Annotated in this window: 14 protein-coding genes; 12 read left to right on the top strand and 2 right to left on the bottom strand. The window is 61.3% G+C overall.

All coding sequences use genetic code 11. The annotated features are described in order from the left end of the window. The first annotated feature begins 45 nt into the window (after positions 1-45). From RHM60_RS20620 to RHM60_RS20595, 6 genes are all read left to right on the top strand, one after another. Positions 46-1,440 carry an OprD family porin gene (locus RHM60_RS20620; RefSeq protein WP_322212644.1) on the top strand — a complete coding sequence of 465 codons (1,395 nt, stop codon included), beginning with the start codon at positions 46-48 and terminating at the stop codon, positions 1,438-1,440. Between the two features lie 79 nt (positions 1,441-1,519). Further along, on the top strand, positions 1,520-3,115 hold the full coding sequence (locus tag RHM60_RS20615; RefSeq protein ID WP_322212643.1) for an ABC transporter substrate-binding protein: 1,596 nt from the start codon (positions 1,520-1,522) through the stop codon (positions 3,113-3,115). A 76-nt stretch (positions 3,116-3,191) separates the two neighbouring features. Next, complete coding sequence (locus tag RHM60_RS20610; RefSeq protein ID WP_003171721.1) at positions 3,192-4,202, top strand: ABC transporter permease subunit; 1,011 nt, start codon at positions 3,192-3,194, stop codon at positions 4,200-4,202. Positions 4,203-4,212: 10 nt separating this feature from the next. Beyond that, positions 4,213-5,124, top strand: a complete 912-nt coding sequence (locus RHM60_RS20605) for an ABC transporter permease subunit (RefSeq protein WP_209988538.1) — start codon at positions 4,213-4,215, stop codon at positions 5,122-5,124. 10 nt (positions 5,125-5,134) lie between these two features. Further along, positions 5,135-6,103 (top strand): ABC transporter ATP-binding protein, encoded by a 969-nt coding sequence (locus RHM60_RS20600; RefSeq protein ID WP_209988536.1) that lies wholly within the window; start codon positions 5,135-5,137, stop codon positions 6,101-6,103. Continuing rightward, a complete protein-coding gene (locus RHM60_RS20595) occupies positions 6,103-7,074 on the top strand; it encodes a peptide ABC transporter ATP-binding protein (protein WP_322212641.1) in 972 nt (323 codons plus the stop codon). Before RHM60_RS20600 ends, RHM60_RS20595 begins: the two co-directional genes overlap by 1 nt. 157 nt (positions 7,075-7,231) lie before the next feature. On the opposite strand, the gene RHM60_RS20590 is transcribed toward RHM60_RS20595, so the two are convergent. Both RHM60_RS20590 and RHM60_RS20585 read right to left on the bottom strand, forming a co-directional pair. Then, the gene (locus RHM60_RS20590; RefSeq protein WP_209988534.1) at positions 7,232-7,477 is read right to left on the bottom strand and encodes a hypothetical protein; all 246 of its coding nucleotides are present in this window, start codon (positions 7,475-7,477) and stop codon (positions 7,232-7,234) included. 659 nt (positions 7,478-8,136) lie between these two features. Further along, on the bottom strand, positions 8,137-9,720 hold the full coding sequence (locus tag RHM60_RS20585) for a peptide chain release factor 3 (protein ID WP_209988531.1): 1,584 nt from the start codon (positions 9,718-9,720) through the stop codon (positions 8,137-8,139). Between the two features lie 329 nt (positions 9,721-10,049). Here RHM60_RS20585 and RHM60_RS20580 point away from each other — a divergent pair, with 329 nt between their 5' ends. The 6 genes from RHM60_RS20580 to RHM60_RS20555 all read left to right on the top strand — a co-directional run bounded on the left by RHM60_RS20580 (position 10,050) and on the right by RHM60_RS20555 (position 17,792). Beyond that, positions 10,050-10,766, top strand: coding sequence for an ABC transporter permease (locus tag RHM60_RS20580; RefSeq protein WP_004372306.1), 717 nt, complete (start codon positions 10,050-10,052; stop codon positions 10,764-10,766). A 20-nt stretch (positions 10,767-10,786) separates the two neighbouring features. Next, the gene (locus RHM60_RS20575) at positions 10,787-11,680 is read left to right on the top strand and encodes a glycine betaine ABC transporter substrate-binding protein (protein ID WP_209988528.1); all 894 of its coding nucleotides are present in this window, start codon (positions 10,787-10,789) and stop codon (positions 11,678-11,680) included. 12 nt (positions 11,681-11,692) lie between these two features. Further along, on the top strand, positions 11,693-12,346 hold the full coding sequence (locus RHM60_RS20570; protein ID WP_004372310.1) for an ABC transporter permease: 654 nt from the start codon (positions 11,693-11,695) through the stop codon (positions 12,344-12,346). Next, positions 12,343-13,500, top strand: a complete 1,158-nt coding sequence (locus RHM60_RS20565) for a betaine/proline/choline family ABC transporter ATP-binding protein (RefSeq protein ID WP_004372312.1) — start codon at positions 12,343-12,345, stop codon at positions 13,498-13,500. Before RHM60_RS20570 ends, RHM60_RS20565 begins: the two co-directional genes overlap by 4 nt. Before the next feature lie 476 nt (positions 13,501-13,976). Continuing rightward, positions 13,977-15,140 carry a type III PLP-dependent enzyme gene (locus RHM60_RS20560; RefSeq protein ID WP_032861941.1) on the top strand — a complete coding sequence of 388 codons (1,164 nt, stop codon included), beginning with the start codon at positions 13,977-13,979 and terminating at the stop codon, positions 15,138-15,140. Between the two features lie 126 nt (positions 15,141-15,266). Next, the gene (locus RHM60_RS20555) at positions 15,267-17,792 is read left to right on the top strand and encodes a sulfite reductase flavoprotein subunit alpha (RefSeq protein ID WP_322212638.1); all 2,526 of its coding nucleotides are present in this window, start codon (positions 15,267-15,269) and stop codon (positions 17,790-17,792) included. The last annotated feature ends 66 nt before the right edge of the window (positions 17,793-17,858 follow it).

Raw genomic sequence — 17,858 nt, 5'->3', positions numbered from 1 at the left:
CCAAAAAAGACCGGCATTAAAAAGAGAACCAAAGGAGCTCCACCCATGAAACTGAGCAACAAAGCGCTTCTGGCCCTGGCCATCAGCAGCATCACGGCAACTGCTTTCGCTGACACGCAGAGCCAGGACTTCGTGCCTACCACACTGGCCGGCACCAGCGCCCAAAGCGAGGCCAAAGGTTTTGTCGACGGCGCAAGCCTGGGCGGTACCACCCGTAACTGGTTCTCCAACGAACAACGGTTTCGTGGCGGCAAGTTCACCTACCAGAAGCACGGCCAGGCACGCACCGACGCCTACCGTACCAACTGGGTACAAGGCACCATTCTCAACCTGAGCTCGGGCTTTACTCAGGGCACCGTGGGCGTGGCCACTGAAGTGGCGGCCTACAACGCAATCGTGCTGGACCGCAGCAAGCGTGACATCAAGGGTGGCTCCAACCGTACCCTGGCCGACTCCGATGGCGACGCAGTCGACCAGTGGAGCAAACTGGGTCTGGCCAACGTCAAATTCCGTGTCTCGAACACCACCTTGACCGCCGGCCGTCAGAACTTCAGCAGCGGCATCGTTGACACCATCGGTAACCGTGCACTGCCGTCGAGCTTTGAAGGCTTCGCCCTCAACAGCGAAGAGTTCAGCAACCTGTCGTTCCAGGGCGCTTACTTCGACCGCGTGTCGCCACGTACCGAGCAAAGCCTGTCGAAATTCCGTTCCGAATACGGCAATGGCCAGGAAGCTGACCACGTCTACACCGCAGGCGTGAACTACCAGCCGTTCAAGAGCCTGAAAACCAGCGTATTCGGCGCTCAGGTCAAGGATTTCTGGAACCAGTACTACTTCGGCGCTACCCATGAACTGGGTGACAGCCAGCAACTGAGCCTGACCACCGGCCTGAACTACTACAAGACCGTCGACGAAGGCAAAAAGTTGATGGGCAAGATCGACAACGACACGTACTCGCTGTCGCTCGGCCTGACCCACCAGGCTCACAGCCTGACCTTCTCGTACCAGCAAGTGAACGGTAACGAGTACTTCGACTACCTGCACGAAACCAACGGCATCTACCTGGCCAACTCCCTGACGTCCGACTTCAACGGTCCGAACGAGAAATCGTTCCAGATCGCCTACGGCATCAACATGGCCGAATACGGCGTGCCAGGCCTGAAGTTCAACATCTACTCGGCGCGCGGCTGGGGCATCGACGGCACTCACTACACCGGCGACGGTGGCGTGAAAGGCTTCGCCTACAACGGCATCCAGTCCCAGGACGGCGAGAAGCATCAGGAATACGGCGTTGGCAGCTCGTACGCCATCCAGAGCGGCCCTCTGAAAGCCACCACCGTTCGCGCCACCTACGTGACGCACCGCGCCAGCGAAAATCAGTCTGACGGTAACCTGCGTGAATTCCGCCTGGTCACCACCATCCCGTTCAACATCCTTTAATTAGCACCAGGTAGACGGCGGGCTCCCAGGAGCCCGCCGTCTACGTTTGTCTGGTCCCATCGATTGCAGAGGGCTCTGAATGAAAATGCTCCCGCTACAAGCCGCCATTGCTGCTGCGCTGTTGAGCGTTGCGATCGGCGTTTCGGCCAAACCGCTGGTGGTCTGCACCGAAGCCAGCCCGGAAGGTTTTGACCCGGTGCTGTACACCACCGCCGTCACCGCCGACGCGGCGGCCGAAACCATGTTCAACCGTCTGGTGGACTTCAAGCCCGGCACTACCGAGATCGTGCCCGCGCTCGCCAGCTCCTGGGAAATCAGTGAGGACGGCCTGACCTACACGTTCCATCTGCGCGACGACGTCAAGTTCCACACCACCGACTACTTCAAACCCACGCGCAACATGAATGCCGATGATGTGCTTTGGAGCTTCCAGCGCCAGCTGGACCCGAAACACCCATGGCACAACAAGTCCAACGTGGGCTACCCGTACTTTGAAAGCATGGGCTTCAAGGATCTGCTCAAGAGCGTGGAGAAGACCGACGACCACACCGTGGTCTTCACGCTAACGCGCCCTGAAGCACCGTTCCTGGCCGATGTTGCGATGCCGTTCACCGCCATCCACTCCGCCGAATACGCCGACAAGCTGCTCGCTGCCGGCAAGACCGAAGAGCTCAACAGCAAACCGATCGGCACCGGGCCGTTCATCTTCACCCGCTACCAGAAAGACGCCCAGGTGCGCTTCAAGGCCAACCCGGAGTATTTCCGTGGAAAGCCTCCAGCCGACCCGTTGATCCTGGCCATTGCGGTCGACAACAACGTGCGCCTGCAAAAGCTCAAGGCCAACGAATGCCAGATCGCGCTGTATCCCAAGCCCGATGACCTGCCCAGCATCAAGAACGATCCGAACCTGAAGGTCGCTGAACTCGCGGCGATGACCACCGCCTACACCGCCCTGAACACCACCCACAAATACATGAGCGACGCGCGGGTGCGTCACGCGATCAATATCGCGTTCGACAAAAAGGGCTACAACGAATCGCTGTATGGCAAAGGCAACGCCGTTGACGCCACCGGCCCGTACCCGCCGACCCTGCTGGGCTTCAGCGACAAGCTGAAAAACCCGCCGCGTGACCTCGACAAGGCCCGTGCCCTGCTCAAGGAAGCCGGCGTGCCGGAAGGCACTGAGTTCACCCTGTTCACCCGTAACGGCGGCGGCCCGACCAACCCGAACCCGATGCTCGGCGCACAGCGCATGCAGGCGGATCTGGCGCAGATTGGCCTGAAGGTGAATATCAAAGTTATGGAATGGGGCGAAATGCTCAAGCGTGCTAAAAACGGCGAGCACGACATGGTTTCCGCCGGCTGGGCCGGTGACAACGGTGACCCGGATAACTTCCTCACGCCTAACTTGAGTTGCGATGCAGCGAAAAACGGCGAAAACTACGCCCGTTGGTGTAACAAAGAGTTTCAAGACTTGATCGACAAGGCGCGCGCCATCGCTGAACCCGCTCAGCGCGCCGCACTCTATGAACAAGCCATGGACGTTTTCGACAAGGATCAACCGTGGATTCCCATGGCCTACCCGAAAATGTTCACCGCCATGCGTAAAAACGTCGAGGGTTATATCCAAAGCCCTCTGACCACAAATAACTTCGCCACCACCCAGGTGAAGTAAATAAGAGAAACGCTCGGCACCGTCGACATTGACGGTGCCGAACCTGCCTAACCGGCTGATTGAGGTAAACGACAAGATGTTTAGTTTTATTGCCCGCCGACTGGGGTTATTGATCCCCACGTTCTTCGGCATCACGTTGCTGACGTTTGCGTTGATTCGCATGATCCCCGGCGACCCCGTAGAAGTCATGATGGGCGAACGCCGCGTCGACCCCGAGATGCACGCACAGGCAATGGAACGCCTTGGCCTTAACAAGCCCCTGTATGCGCAATACCTGGACTACGTCGGCAAGCTCGCCCAGGGCGACCTTGGCGAATCGCTGCGCACGCGCACCAGCGTGTGGACCGAGTTCACCGCCCTCTTTCCCGCGACCCTGGAACTGTCCATGGCCGCCCTGTTGTTCGCCGGCATCCTGGGCCTTCTGGCCGGGGTGATCGCGGCACTCAAGCGAGGATCCCTGTTCGACCACGGGGTGATGGGCATCTCCCTGGCGGGATATTCGATGCCAATCTTCTGGTGGGGCCTGATCCTGATCATGTTCTTCTCGGTGAGCCTGGGCTGGACCCCGGTGTCCGGGCGTATCGACCTGCTCTACGACATCGAGCCGCGCACCGGCTTCATGCTGATCGACACGCTGCTGGCTGACGAGCCGGACGCGTTCTGGGACGCGCTGCACCACCTGATCCTGCCGGCCATCGTGCTCGGCACCATCCCACTGGCGGTGATCGCGCGGATGACCCGTTCGTCCATGCTCGAAGTGCTGCGTGAGGACTACATCCGTACCGCCAAGGCCAAGGGCCTGTCGCCGGCGCGCGTGGTATTCGTCCACGGCCTGCGCAACGCGCTGATCCCGGTGCTCACCGTGGTCGGCCTGCAAGTCGGCACCCTGCTGGCCGGTGCAGTCCTGACCGAAACCATCTTCTCCTGGCCCGGCATCGGCAAATGGCTGATCGAAGCCATTGGCGCGCGGGACTACCCGGTGGTGCAAAACGGCATCCTGCTGATCGCCTGCCTGGTGATCCTGGTGAACTTCGTGGTGGATATCCTCTACGGCTTCGCCAACCCACGCATCCGTCACCAGCGCTGAGATCATGACCATGACCACACCTACTCCAGTGTCAGCAGTCGATCAAAGCCTGCTGTACCCGTCCCCGTACAAAGAATTCTGGCAAGCCTTCTCCAAGAACAAAGGCGCAGTTGCCGGCCTGGCGTTCATGTTGCTGATCGTGTTCTGCGCGATCTTCGCCCCGTGGGTTGCACCGCATAACCCCAGCGAGCAATACCGTGACTTCCTGCTGACCCCGCCGTCGTGGCTCGAAGGTGGGCAGATCCAGTTCCTGCTCGGCACCGACGAACTGGGCCGCGATCTGCTCTCGCGCCTGATCCAGGGCTCGCGCCTGTCGCTGCTGATCGGCTTGTCGTCGGTGGTGATGTCGCTGATTCCGGGCATCCTGCTGGGCCTGTTCGCCGGGTTCTTCCCGCGTTTGCTTGGCCCCACCATCATGCGTTTGATGGACATCATGCTGGCCTTGCCTTCACTGCTGCTGGCCGTTGCCATCGTCGCGATCCTCGGCCCTGGCCTGATCAACACCGTGATCGCCATCGCCATCGTCTCGCTGCCGTCCTACGTGCGTCTGACCCGTGCTGCGGTGATGGGCGAACTGAACCGCGACTACGTGACCGCCGCGCGCCTGGCCGGTGCCGGCCTGCCACGCCTGATGTTCATCACCGTGCTGCCCAACTGCATGGCACCGCTGATCGTGCAGGCCACGCTGAGCTTCTCCTCGGCGATCCTCGACGCAGCCGCCCTGGGCTTCCTCGGCCTTGGCGTACAACCGCCAACGCCTGAGTGGGGCACCATGCTGGCCTCGGCCCGTGACTACATCGAACGCGCCTGGTGGGTCGTGAGCCTGCCGGGTCTGACCATTTTGCTCAGCGTGCTGGCAATCAACTTGATGGGCGACGGCCTGCGCGATGCGCTGGACCCGAAACTCAAGAACGCCGCCTGAGGAGATTCCCATGTCACTGTTAGAAATCAAGAATCTCAATGTGCGCTTCGGCGACTCGACCGCCGTGCCGGTGGTCGACGGCCTCGACATTTCGGTCGACAAAGGCGAAGTGCTGGCCATCGTTGGCGAGTCGGGCTCGGGTAAATCCGTGACCATGATGGCGCTGATGGGCCTGATCGAGCATCCAGGCATTGTCACCGCCGATGCGCTGACCTTCGACGGCAAGGACATGCTCAAGCTGAGCAACCGCCAGCGCCGCCAGATCGTCGGCAAAGACCTGGCGATGGTGTTCCAGGACCCGATGACTGCGCTGAACCCCAGCTACACCGTGGGTTTCCAGATTGAAGAAGTGCTGCGCCTGCACCTGAAAATGTCCGGCAAGCAAGCGCGCAAACGTGCCATCGAGCTGCTGGAAAAAGTCGAGATCCCGGGCGCCGCCAGCCGTATGGACGCCTACCCGCACCAACTGTCCGGCGGGATGAGCCAGCGTGTGGCAATCGCCATGGCAATTGCCGGCGAGCCCAAGCTGCTGATCGCGGATGAGCCGACCACCGCGCTGGACGTGACCATCCAGGCGCAGATCATGGAACTGCTGCTGGCCCTGCAGAAAGAACAGAACATGGGCCTGGTGCTGATCACCCACGACCTCGCGGTGGTGGCCGAAACCGCCCAGCGCGTCTGCGTGATGTATGCCGGCCAGGCCGTGGAAGTCGGCCAGGTGCCGCAACTGTTCGACATCCCGGCGCACCCCTACAGCGAAGCGCTGCTCAAGGCGATCCCCGAGCACAGCCTGGGCGCCACGCGCCTGGCCACGCTGCCGGGCATCGTGCCGGGCCGCTACGACCGTCCGCAGGGCTGCCTGCTGTCGCCGCGCTGCCCGTACGTGCAGGAAAACTGCCGCACCCAGCGCCCGACGCTCGACCCTAAAACCAACAGCCTGGCGCGCTGCTTCTACCCCTTGAACCAGGAGGTGGCGTAATGGCCGTCGTTCTTACCGCCCGCGACCTGACCCGTCACTACGAAGTGTCCCGTGGCCTGTTCAAGGGCCATGCACTGGTACGCGCGCTCAATGGTGTGTCGTTCGAACTGGAAGCCGGCAAGACCCTCGCCGTGGTAGGCGAGTCGGGTTGCGGCAAGTCCACCCTGGCCCGTGCCCTGACGCTGATCGAAGAGCCGTCTTCGGGCTCGCTGAAAATCGCCGGCCAGGAAGTCGCCGGCGCCGACAAGGCCCAGCGCAAGCAACTGCGCAAAGACGTGCAGATGGTGTTCCAGAGCCCGTACGCCTCGTTGAACCCGCGCCAGAAAGTCGGTGACCAGCTCGGCGAACCGCTGTTGATCAACACCAACCTGTCCGCCGCCGAACGCCGCGAGAAAGTGCAGGCGATGATGAAGCAAGTGGGCCTGCGCCCTGAGCATTACCAGCGCTACCCGCACATGTTCTCCGGCGGCCAGCGCCAGCGCATCGCCCTGGCTCGCGCGATGATGCTGCAACCGAAAGTGCTGGTGGCGGATGAACCGACCTCCGCGCTCGACGTGTCGATCCAGGCCCAGGTGCTCAACCTGTTCATGGATCTGCAGCAGGAATTCAACACAGCCTATGTGTTCATTTCCCACAACCTGGCGGTGGTACAGCACGTTGCCGACGACGTCATGGTGATGTACCTCGGCCGCCCGGTTGAGGTGGGCCCCAAGGAAGACATCTACGCGCGTCCGCTGCACCCGTACACCCAGGCGCTGCTGTCGGCCACCCCGACGATTCATCCGGACCCGAACAAGCCGAAGATCAAGATCGTCGGCGAACTGCCCAACCCGCTGAACCCGCCGTCCGGCTGCGCGTTCCACAAGCGCTGCCCTTACGCGACCGCACGGTGCAGCACCGAGGAGCCGCTGCTGCGGCCGCTGGATAATCGGCAGGTGGCTTGCCATTACGCGGAGCAATTCGTTGCTTAGGTAACGTGTGGGAGGGGGCTTGCCCGCGAAGGCGGTGGGTCAGTCGACAGCGCCGCGACTGACACTCCCGGATAGGTCAGCTCCCCTACATAGCGTTCTACAGCCCTTCCCGTCAGGTTGCGCATCAGCCTGGCGGGAGGGGTTTTCTTTTGGCGACTCAGGTGTCGCCGTCGTCGTAGGTTTCGCTGTCTTCCCCTTCGTTAAGCGGCTGCTCCGGATCTACCTGAGGCTGGGGTTGGGCTTGGGGTTGCCAACTGCCGGAATTGACTTCGTTCTGCTTTCTCTTGGTGACTGGGCCGGTGTCCTTCCATTGTGGGGTTCCTCTGTCCGCCGACGCGGGGAGAGCCGTCAGTCCCAGGGCCGCGGCCAATGCCAGATGGATTGCGTATTGAAGGTTTCGCACGGGGGGCTCCTTTTCAGTCGATAGGTAGACGCTAGACCCTATGTGGGGTTAGCGCCAATGGCTGGGCAGGGTGGGGTTGGATCGGGGGCATATCCGTTTTCGGGTGATAGCGGATATGGGTTCCGCCCTTACGGCGGCTCACTTTTGAAAAGCGCAAAAGTAAGCAAAACGCTCTTGCCCCACCACTCGGCACCTCGCTCACGCTCGGTGTGCCCGCACGCAGGCTTGAATCCGTGGGCCGCCGCAATGGGCCATCCCTGGCCCAGTGCGGCTAACCCGGCGTCCTGCCGGGTTACCCACGGATTCAAGCCTGCGTTCGGCCAGCGTGGTTAACGGGGCGCCTAAGATCAAGATCAAAAGCCAGAGCCAGAGCCAGAGCCAGAGCCAGAGCCAGAGCCAGAGCCAAGCAGATCAAAAACGGTGTGATACCTATCAGACAAATGGAGATCCAAATGTGGGAGGGGCTTGCTCCCGATGGCAGTGGGTCAGCTACACATAAGTTGACTGACCCACTGCCATCGGGAGCAAGCCCCCTCCCACATTTTGTACAACTTTCGGCAGACAATTGCAGCCGTTACCGCAGCAACGTATAGGTAAACCCCACCCTAAAAAAAGGGCGAAGCCATCACAGCTTCGCCCTTGGATCTACCGCTCAGACCTTAGTGATGCTCACGCGTCGCGCGGAATTTCACATCCGGCCAGCGCTCTTCCATCAGCGCCAGGTTCACCCGCGTCGGCGCCAGGTAGGTCAAGTGCCCACCGCCGTCAATCGCCAGGTTTTCCACGGCCTTGTTGGAGAACTCTTCCAACTTCTTCTTATCGGCGCAATCGATCCAGCGCGCCGAATACACGGTGATCGGCTCATACGAGCACTCAACCTTGTATTCCTCTTTCAAACGGCTGGCGACCACGTCGAACTGCAGCACACCCACAGCGCCGAGGATGATGTCGTTGCTGCGCTCGGGGAAGAACACCTGGGTAGCCCCCTCTTCCGCCAGCTGCTGCAAACCCTGGCGCAATTGCTTGGACTTGAGCGGGTCACGCAGGCGTACGCGACGGAACAGTTCCGGGGCGAAGTGCGGGATGCCGGTGAAGCCCAGCGCTTCGCCTTCGGTGAAGGTGTCGCCGATCTGGATGGTGCCGTGGTTGTGCAGGCCGATGATGTCGCCGGCGTAGGCCTCTTCGAGTTGTTCACGCTCGGAGGAGAAGAACGTCAGGGCGTCGCCGATGCGCACGTCCTTGCCGGTGCGCACGTGGCGCATCTTCATGCCTTTTTCGTAGCGACCCGAGCAGATGCGCATGAAGGCAATACGGTCGCGGTGCTTGGGGTCCATGTTCGCCTGGATCTTGAACACGAAACCGCTGAATTTCTCTTCGACCGGCTCCACGGTGCGCTCGTTGGCGACACGGGCCAGCGGTTTCGGCGCCCAATCCACCACGGCATCAAGCACATGGTCGACACCGAAGTTGCCCAAGGCCGTCCCGAAAAACACCGGGGTCAGTTGGCCGTCGAGGAATTCCTGCTGGTTGAACGCGTGGCAGGCGCCCTGCACCAGTTCCAACTGGTCGACAAAGCGGTCGTACTCGTCACCCAGGTGGGCTCGGGCTTCATCGGAATCGAGCTTCTCGATGATTTTCACATCGGTGCGTTCATGACCGTGGCCGGCGGTGTAGACAATGATGTAGTCGTCGGCCAGGTGGTACACACCCTTGAAGTCGCGGTAGCAACCAATCGGCCAGGTGATCGGCGCGGCCTTGATCTTCAGGACGGCTTCGATTTCATCCAACAATTCGATCGGGTCGCGGATGTCGCGGTCGAGTTTGTTGATGAAGCTGACGATCGGCGTGTCGCGCAGGCGGCACACGTCCATCAGCGCGATGGTGCGTGGCTCGACGCCCTTACCGCCGTCGAGCACCATCAACGCCGAGTCCACCGCCGTGAGGGTGCGGTAGGTGTCTTCGGAGAAGTCTTCGTGGCCCGGGGTGTCAAGCAGGTTGACCATGTGGTCGCGATACGGGAACTGCATGACCGACGTGGTAATGGAGATACCCCGTTGTTTTTCCATTTCCATCCAGTCGGAGGTGGCATGGCGGTCGGATTTACGCGATTTCACCGTGCCGGCCACTGCGATTGCCTTGCCCATCAGCAACAGCTTCTCGGTGATGGTGGTCTTACCGGCATCGGGGTGGGAAATAATAGCGAAAGTGCGGCGTTTCGCGACTTCGGCGGCCTGGTGGGTCATGGGAAATCGCCTGGCAGGTGAGTCAAAAAAGGGGCGCGAGTATAGCGCAAACCCCACGGGTCGGACCACCGTTCACCCGATCAGGGGTGGCTAAATGCTGCCAAGTGTGGAACCTTTTAAAAGGTGGAGACGTCCACTCCCCTGTTATCGCACTCGTAACAGGGCTGAAAAATCAGCAAGTTAGCCTGACGGGGCTGCGCTCATGGCTCGATACATACCGCGTTGCCGGTATCGACGAGCTGCTTTTCGCGAACGCTTTCGCCGACAGCCAGCAATGGCATTGCCGCCGGAGAATGTGTTCGCCGACAAAAGAAAAAAGGAGTCCGCCTGTGGCTATTCGCTATGGCAAAGGGCTGATAGGAGGTGCGGTTGTCGTCGCGCTCCTGGCCCTGCTGGTCCACTGGATCGGCATCAACACGATCGAACTGTACCGCGACGATTTGTTGTTTTACCTGCAAGCTCATCTGATTCTGGTTTTAGTCTCCATGCTGGCCGCCCTGATTGTGGGCATCCCTGCCGGCATCCTGCTGAGCCGACCGAACATGGTCGGGCGCGCCGAGCGCTTCATGCAGATCTTCAATATCGGTAACACCGTCCCTCCCCTGGCCGTACTGGCCATCGCCCTCGGCGTCCTCGGCATCGGCAGCGGCCCGGCCATTTTCGCGCTGTTTCTCGCCTCCCTGCTGCCCATCGTGCGAAACACCTACGAAGGCCTGAAGAATGTGCAGGGCTCGCTGAAAGAAGCCGCCACCGGCATCGGCATGACCCCGCGCCAGGTGCTGTTTCGCGTGGAATTGCCCAATGCCGTGCCGATCATCATCGGCGGCGTGCGCGTAGCCCTGGCGATCAACGTCGGCACCGCACCGCTGGCATTCCTGATCGGCGCCAACAGCCTGGGCAGCCTGATCTTCCCCGGCATTGCCCTGAACAACCAGCCGCAACTGCTGCTCGGCGCCGCGTGCACCGCGCTGCTGGCGTTGCTGCTTGACGGTCTGGTGACCATGGCCAGCCGCCTCTGGCTGGAACGCGGGCTGCGTCCGTCTTAAGGCTGGGTAAAGGAATTCACATGAAAAAACTAACGTTGATATTGAGCTGCGTCCTGCTGTGTGCAGGCATCGCGCAAGCCGCCGAAAAACCGGTCATTCGCATCGGCGCCCGGGTGTTCACCGAACAGACCCTGCTCGCCGAAATCACCTCCCAATACCTGCGCACCAAAGGCTATGACACCCGCGTCACTGGCGGCCTGGGCAGCAACCTGGCGCGCAGTGCCCAGGAAAGCGGGCAACTGGACCTGCTCTGGGAATACACCGGCGTGTCGCTGGTGGCCTACAACCACATCGACGAGAAACTCGACAGCGCACAGTCCTACGCCCGGGTGAAAGAGCTCGACGCGAAAAAAGGCCTGACCTGGCTGTCGCCGTCGCGCTTCAGCAACACCTACGCCCTGGCGCTGCCGGACAAGGTGGCCAGGGAACATCCCGAAATCAACACTATCAGCGACCTCACCAAGGCCATGGCGGCAGATACCCGGGAACACCGCCTGGTGGCGCTGGACACCGAGTTCGCCAACCGCTCCGACGGCCTCGCCGGCATGGTCAAGCTCTACGACATGAACCTGACCCGCGAGAATACCCGGCAGATGGACGCAGGCCTGGTATACACCGCACTGCGCAACGGCCAGGTGTTTGCAGGGCTGGTCTACACCACCGACGGTCGCCTCAACGCGTTCAAATTGAAGCTGCTGGAAGACGACCTGCACTACTTCCCGGACTACACGGCCGCGCCGGTGATCCGTCAGGAATACCTCGACCAGCATCCGCAACTGGCCGCCGAGCTCAAGCCACTGGCCGATCTGTTCGACGATACAACCATGCGCCAGCTCAATGCGCGGGTCGACGTGGACCATGAGAGCCCGTCCGCCGTTGCCGCAGATTTCCTGCGCCAACATCCCATCAACTAACGAGGAGAAGACATGGAATTTTTAAACGCCTTTTCCCATCTTGATTGGGCCCAGGTGCTGCAACTGACCTGGCAGCACATCACTCTGGTCGGCATTGCCGTACTGCTGGCGATCTTCATTGGCGTGCCCCTGGGCGTGCTGATGACACGCTTCCCGACGCTCGCCGGCCCCTTGCAGGCCAGCGCCACGGTGCTGCTGACCGTGCCGTCGATTGCGCTGTTCGGCCTGTTGCTGCCGTTCTACTCCAAATTCGGCCAGGGCCTGGGACCGATGCCGGCGATCACCGCCGTGTTCCTCTACTCGCTGCTGCCGATCATGCGTAACACCTACCTCGCCCTCACCGGCGTGGAACCAGGCATCCGCGAGGCCGCCAAAGGCATCGGCATGACCTTCGGCCAGCGCCTGCGCATGGTCGAGCTGCCGATTGCAGTGCCGGTGATCCTCGCCGGCGTGCGCACCGCCGTGGTGATGAATATCGGTGTGATGACCATTGCCGCCACCATCGGCGCCGGTGGTCTGGGTGTACTTATTCTGGCTTCCATCAGCCGCAGCGACATGTCGATGCTGATCGTCGGCGCCGTGCTGGTCAGTCTTCTGGCCATCTTCGCCGACCTGCTTCTGCAATGGCTGCAACGCTCGCTGACTCCAAAAGGACTGCTCAAATGATCGAACTTCAAAACCTGACCAAGACTTTTCAAAGCAACGGCAAGACTGTCTCCGCCGTGAACGACGTAAGCCTGACCGTCAATGAAGGCGAGATTTGCGTATTCCTCGGCCCGTCGGGCTGCGGCAAGAGCACCACGCTGAAAATGATCAACCGCCTGATCAAACCCACCTCGGGCAAGATTTTGATCAATGGCGAAGACACCACCGACCTCGACGAAGTGACCCTGCGTCGCAACATCGGGTATGTGATCCAGCAGATCGGTCTGTTCCCGAACATGACCATCGAGGAAAACATCGTGGTGGTGCCCAAACTGCTGGGCTGGGACAAGCAGAAATGCCACGACCGCGCCCGCGAATTGATGAGCATGATCAAGCTCGAACCCAAGCAGTACCTGCACCGCTATCCGCGTGAACTGTCGGGCGGCCAGCAGCAGCGCATCGGCGTGATCCGCGCACTGGCGGCCGATGCGCCGCTGCTGCTGATGGACGAACCGTTCGGCGCGGTCGACCCGATCAACCGCGAGATGATCCAGAACGAGTTCTTCGAGATGCAACGCGCGCTGAACAAGACCGTGATCATGGTCAGCCACGACATCGACGAAGCCATCAAGCTGGGCGACAAGATCGCGATCTTCCGCGCCGGCAAGCTGCTGCAGATCGATCATCCGGACACACTGCTGGCGCACCCGGCTGACGAGTTCGTGAGCAACTTCGTCGGCCAGGACAGCACCCTCAAGCGCCTGCTGCTGGTGAAGGCCGAAGACGCGGCAGACAACGCCCCGTCGGTAAGCCCGGAAACCCCGGTGGCCGATGCGCTGGAACTGATGGACGAGCATGACCGCCGTTATGTGGTGGTCACCTGCGCCGAGAACAAGGCGCTGGGTTATGTACGCCGCCGCGACCTGCACCGCCAGGCCGGTACTTGCGGCCAATACCTGCGCGAATTCAACGCCACGGCGGCGTATGACGAGCACTTGCGCATCCTGTTGTCGCGCATGTACGAGTTCAACCGCTCATGGCTGCCGGTGATGGACGCGGAGCGGGTGTTCCTGGGTGAAGTGACTCAGGAGTCGATTGCCGAGTACCTGAGTTCCGGCAAGTCCCGTGGGGGCAAGACCAGCATCGTTTCGCCTGCCGAGACTGCCCTGGCCTGATCTGACTCCCTGCGGTTAAAAATGTGGGAGGGGGCTTGCTCCCGATGGCGGTGTGTCAGTCACTTCATCTGTCACTGATCCACCGCTATCGGGAGCAAGCCCCCTCTCACATTTCCCCCTCGGTGAGTCAGGGAAATCGCCTCGATTACCACTCAGCGGGGAACATCATTCCGTCACACCGGTCGGTTACATAAGTAGCTGCACGCGGTCGCGCGACGAACGCGTGCAAAAACGCGACATTTTTAGTTGATCCCACGCCCATCAAGCCCTAAAGTTCGCGCCGAACGTCCATGCTGGAAACGATCCATCCGGCTCAAGTACTGACGACGAGACAGCAAGGCCAAGGGACGCGTAAATCCCATGGCCTTTTTGCTTTCGGCGACATGCCTTGGGAAGTAGGCGAACCAAAGTGGGGATACGGAGGACGTTCATTTGCACCCATTGCTCAAATCAGTTTGCCCTTAGGAGTTCCCAGCATGTCGATCAACGTCGAAGATTATTTCGCGCGCGCCACCTTTGACAAAATGAAGGCGTTCGCCGACAAACAGGAAACCCCGTTCGTGGTGATCGACACCGCGATGATCAGCCAGGCCTACGATGACCTGCGCGCCGGTTTCGAATTCGCCAAAGTCTATTACGCCGTCAAGGCCAACCCTGCCGTCGAGATCATCGACCTGTTGAAAGACAAAGGCTCGAGCTTCGATATCGCCTCGATCTACGAGCTGGACAAGGTCATGGACCGCGGCGTCAGCGCCGACCGTATCAGCTACGGCAACACCATCAAGAAATCCAAAGACATTCGCTACTTCTACGAGAAAGGCGTGCGCCTGTTCTCCACCGACTCCGAAGCCGACCTGCGCAACATCGCCAAGGCCGCACCGGGTTCGAAAGTGTACGTGCGCATCCTCACCGAAGGCTCGACCACGGCCGACTGGCCTTTGTCGCGCAAATTCGGCTGCCAGACCGACATGGCCATGGACCTGCTGATCCTCGCCCGTGACCTGGGCCTGGTGCCTTACGGCATCTCCTTCCACGTCGGTTCACAGCAGCGCGACATCAGCGTGTGGGACGCAGCCATCGCCAAGGTCAAAGTGATCTTCGAGCGCCTGAAGGAAGAAGACGGCATCCACCTCAAGCTGATCAACATGGGCGGCGGCTTCCCGGCCAACTACATCACCCGCACCAACAGCCTGGAAACCTACGCCGAAGAAATCATCCGCTTCCTCAAGGAAGACTTCGGCGACGAACTGCCGGAGATCATCCTCGAACCCGGCCGTTCGCTGATCGCCAACGCCGGCATCCTGGTCAGCGAGGTGGTACTGGTGGCACGTAAATCGCGCACCGCCGTCGAGCGTTGGGTGTACACCGACGTGGGCAAATTCTCCGGTCTGATCGAAACCATGGACGAAGCCATCAAGTTCCCGATCTGGACCGAGAAGAAAGGCGAGATGGAAGAAGTGGTCATCGCCGGCCCCACCTGCGACAGCGCCGACATCATGTATGAAAACTACAAGTACGGCCTGCCGCTGAACCTGGCCATCGGTGATCGCTTGTACTGGCTGTCGACCGGCGCCTACACCACCAGCTACAGCGCGGTTGAGTTCAACGGCTTTCCGCCGTTGAAATCGTTCTACGTGTAACCTCTGCCCGATCAAAAAGCCCACGCCTTGTCGTGGGCTTTTTGCATGTAAAAAGGAATGTTTCTCGACAACCCACGGCATACTAAGCGCCGTCAATCCCTATCCTGTTTTGCGAGGCCGTACGACGTGTTGAAGAAAACCCTGTTCCAGTTGCACTGGTTCTTCGGCATCACGGCCGGGCTGGTGCTGGCCCTGATGGGGATTACCGGGGCAGCGGTGTCGTTTCAGGATGAAATACTCAGGGCGCTCAACCCCAGCGTATTGACGGTCGAAAAACGCGAAGCCGGCGTGCTGCCACCCGCCGAACTGGTGCGCAAGCTGCAGGCCACCGAAGGCAAGACCGTGTCGATGCTCTGGGTGGAAAGCGACAGCGGCAACGCGGCACGTGTGTTCTTCAGCGCGGCACCGGGTGAGCGACGTGGCCAGATGCGCTACTTCGACCCTTACACCGGCGACTACATGGGCGACGCGGTGGGCCAGGAGCTGTTCGGCTTTATCCTGCAAGTGCACCGCTTCCTCGCCATGGGTGAGACCGGGCGGCAGATCACCGGCGCCTGCACGCTGATCCTGCTGTTCTTTTGCCTGTCCGGCCTGTATCTGCGCTGGCCGCGCCAGGTGACGAACTGGCGCGCCTGGCTGACCCTGGACTGGCGCAAAAAGGGCCGCAGCTTCAACTGGGACCTGCACTCGGTGTTCGGCACCTGGTGCCTGCTGTTCTATCTGTTCTCGGCGCTCACCGGCTTGTACTGGTCCTACGACTGGTACAACAAGGGCCTGACCCAACTGCTGTCCGACGCGCCGCAGAACGAACGGGTACGCACGCGTAACCCGGCGCCTGCAGACGCCCTGCCTGTGGCCAATTACGCCGCGATCTGGAGCAGCATCTACAGCAACGCCGGCCCCGGCTTGAGCGCCTACAACATCCGCATGCCGACCGTCGCCGGGCAGCCGGCCATCGTGTATTACCTGCTGCGCAACGCGTCCCATGACCGCGCACTGAATCAGATCAATCTCGATCCGGCCACCGGCGAGGTCAAATCCCATGACCGCTACGCCGGCAAAAGCCTCAAGTCGCAGCTGCTCACCAGCATTTATGCGCTGCACACCGGCAGCTACTTCGGCGTCGTGGGGCGGGTCATCCTCACTGTCAGCGCGCTGTGCATGCCGTTATTCTTCATCACCGGCTGGCTGCTGTACCTCGACCGCCGCCGCAAAAAACGCCAGGTGCGCGAGGCCCGCAGCGGCTTTGCGAACCACCACAGCCAGGCACCGGCCTGGCTGATCGGCTTCGCCAGTCAGAGCGGCTTTGCCGAACAACTGGCCTGGCAGACCGCCGGGCAACTGCAGTCCGCCGGCCTGCCGGTGAATGTGCAGCCCTTGGGCAGTCTCAGCCAGGATGAGTTGAGCCAGGCGCAAAACGCACTGTTCGTGATCAGCACCTTCGGCGATGGCGAAGCCCCCGACAACGCCCGTGGTTTCGAGCGCAGCATCCTGGGCCAGGACGTGTCCCTCACAGGCTTGAACTACGCCGTGCTGGCCCTGGGTGATCGCCAGTACCCACACTTCTGCGGCTTTGCGCGGCGCCTGCAGTTCTGGCTGACCCAACAGGGCGGCAACCCGCTGTTCGCCGCGGTGGAAGTCGACAGCGGCGACACAACCGCCCTGCTCGACTGGCAACAACAACTGGGCCAACTCACCGGCCACGCGCCACCAGCGGCCTGGCCGGTGGCGCAGTATGAACAGTGGACGCTGAGCCAGCGCACGTTGCTGAACCACGACAGTGCGAGCGCGCCGGTGTACCTGCTGGGCTTGACCTCAGCGTCGCCCCACGCCTGGCTGGCCGGTGATCTGGTGGAAATCCTGCCGTGCAATGGCCAGCACGCCATCGAACAGTTTCTCCAGGGCCTGGGCCTGAACGGCAGCGAAGGCGTGTTGATCGACGGCCTGCCGCAACCACTCGCCCAAGCGCTGGCCACACGCCAGTTGCCGGCCAACCTTGCGCACATGGTCGGCCTGCACGCCCAGGCGCTGGTGGATGCACTGGTGCCGCTGGGCATGCGCGAGTATTCCATCGCCTCGATTGCCAGCGACGGTGTACTCGAACTGATCGTGCGCCAGGAACGCCACGCCGACGGCAGCCTGGGCCTGGGTTCCGGCTGGCTCACCGAACACGCCGCCATCGGCTCGGCAATCCGCCTGCGTCTGCGCCGCAACAGCGGCTTCCACCTGCCCGACGTACCGGTGCCGCTGATCCTGCTGGGCAACGGCACCGGCCTCGCCGGCCTGCGCAGCTTGCTCAAAGCGCGCATCGCCGAGGGCCAGCAGCGCAACTGGCTGTTGTTTGGCGAACGCACGCGCCAGCATGACTTCCTCTGCCAGGACGAGCTTCAAGGCTGGCTGGCCAGTGGTGACCTGGCGCTACTGGACCTGGCGTTTTCCCGCGACCAGGCGGAAAAAATCTACGTGCAGGACCGCCTGCGCGAATCGGCCGACGTGCTGCGCAAATGGCTGGTCGAGGGTGCAGCGATCTATGTGTGCGGGAGTTTGCAAGGGATGGCGACGGGGGTGGATCAGGCGCTGGCGGACATACTGGGCAGTGAGGCCGTGGAGCGGTTGATTGAGCAAGGGCGTTATCGGCGGGATGTGTATTGATGTGCCGAACGCTGTGCAAAATGTGGGAGGGGGGCTTGCTCCCTTCCACATTTGGATCTGCATTGG

It is taken from the genome of Pseudomonas sp. MH9.3, assembly GCF_034354675.1.
In the GTDB taxonomy this organism is placed as follows: domain Bacteria; phylum Pseudomonadota; class Gammaproteobacteria; order Pseudomonadales; family Pseudomonadaceae; genus Aquipseudomonas.
This window is presented reverse-complemented; position numbering and strand designations above follow the sequence as displayed.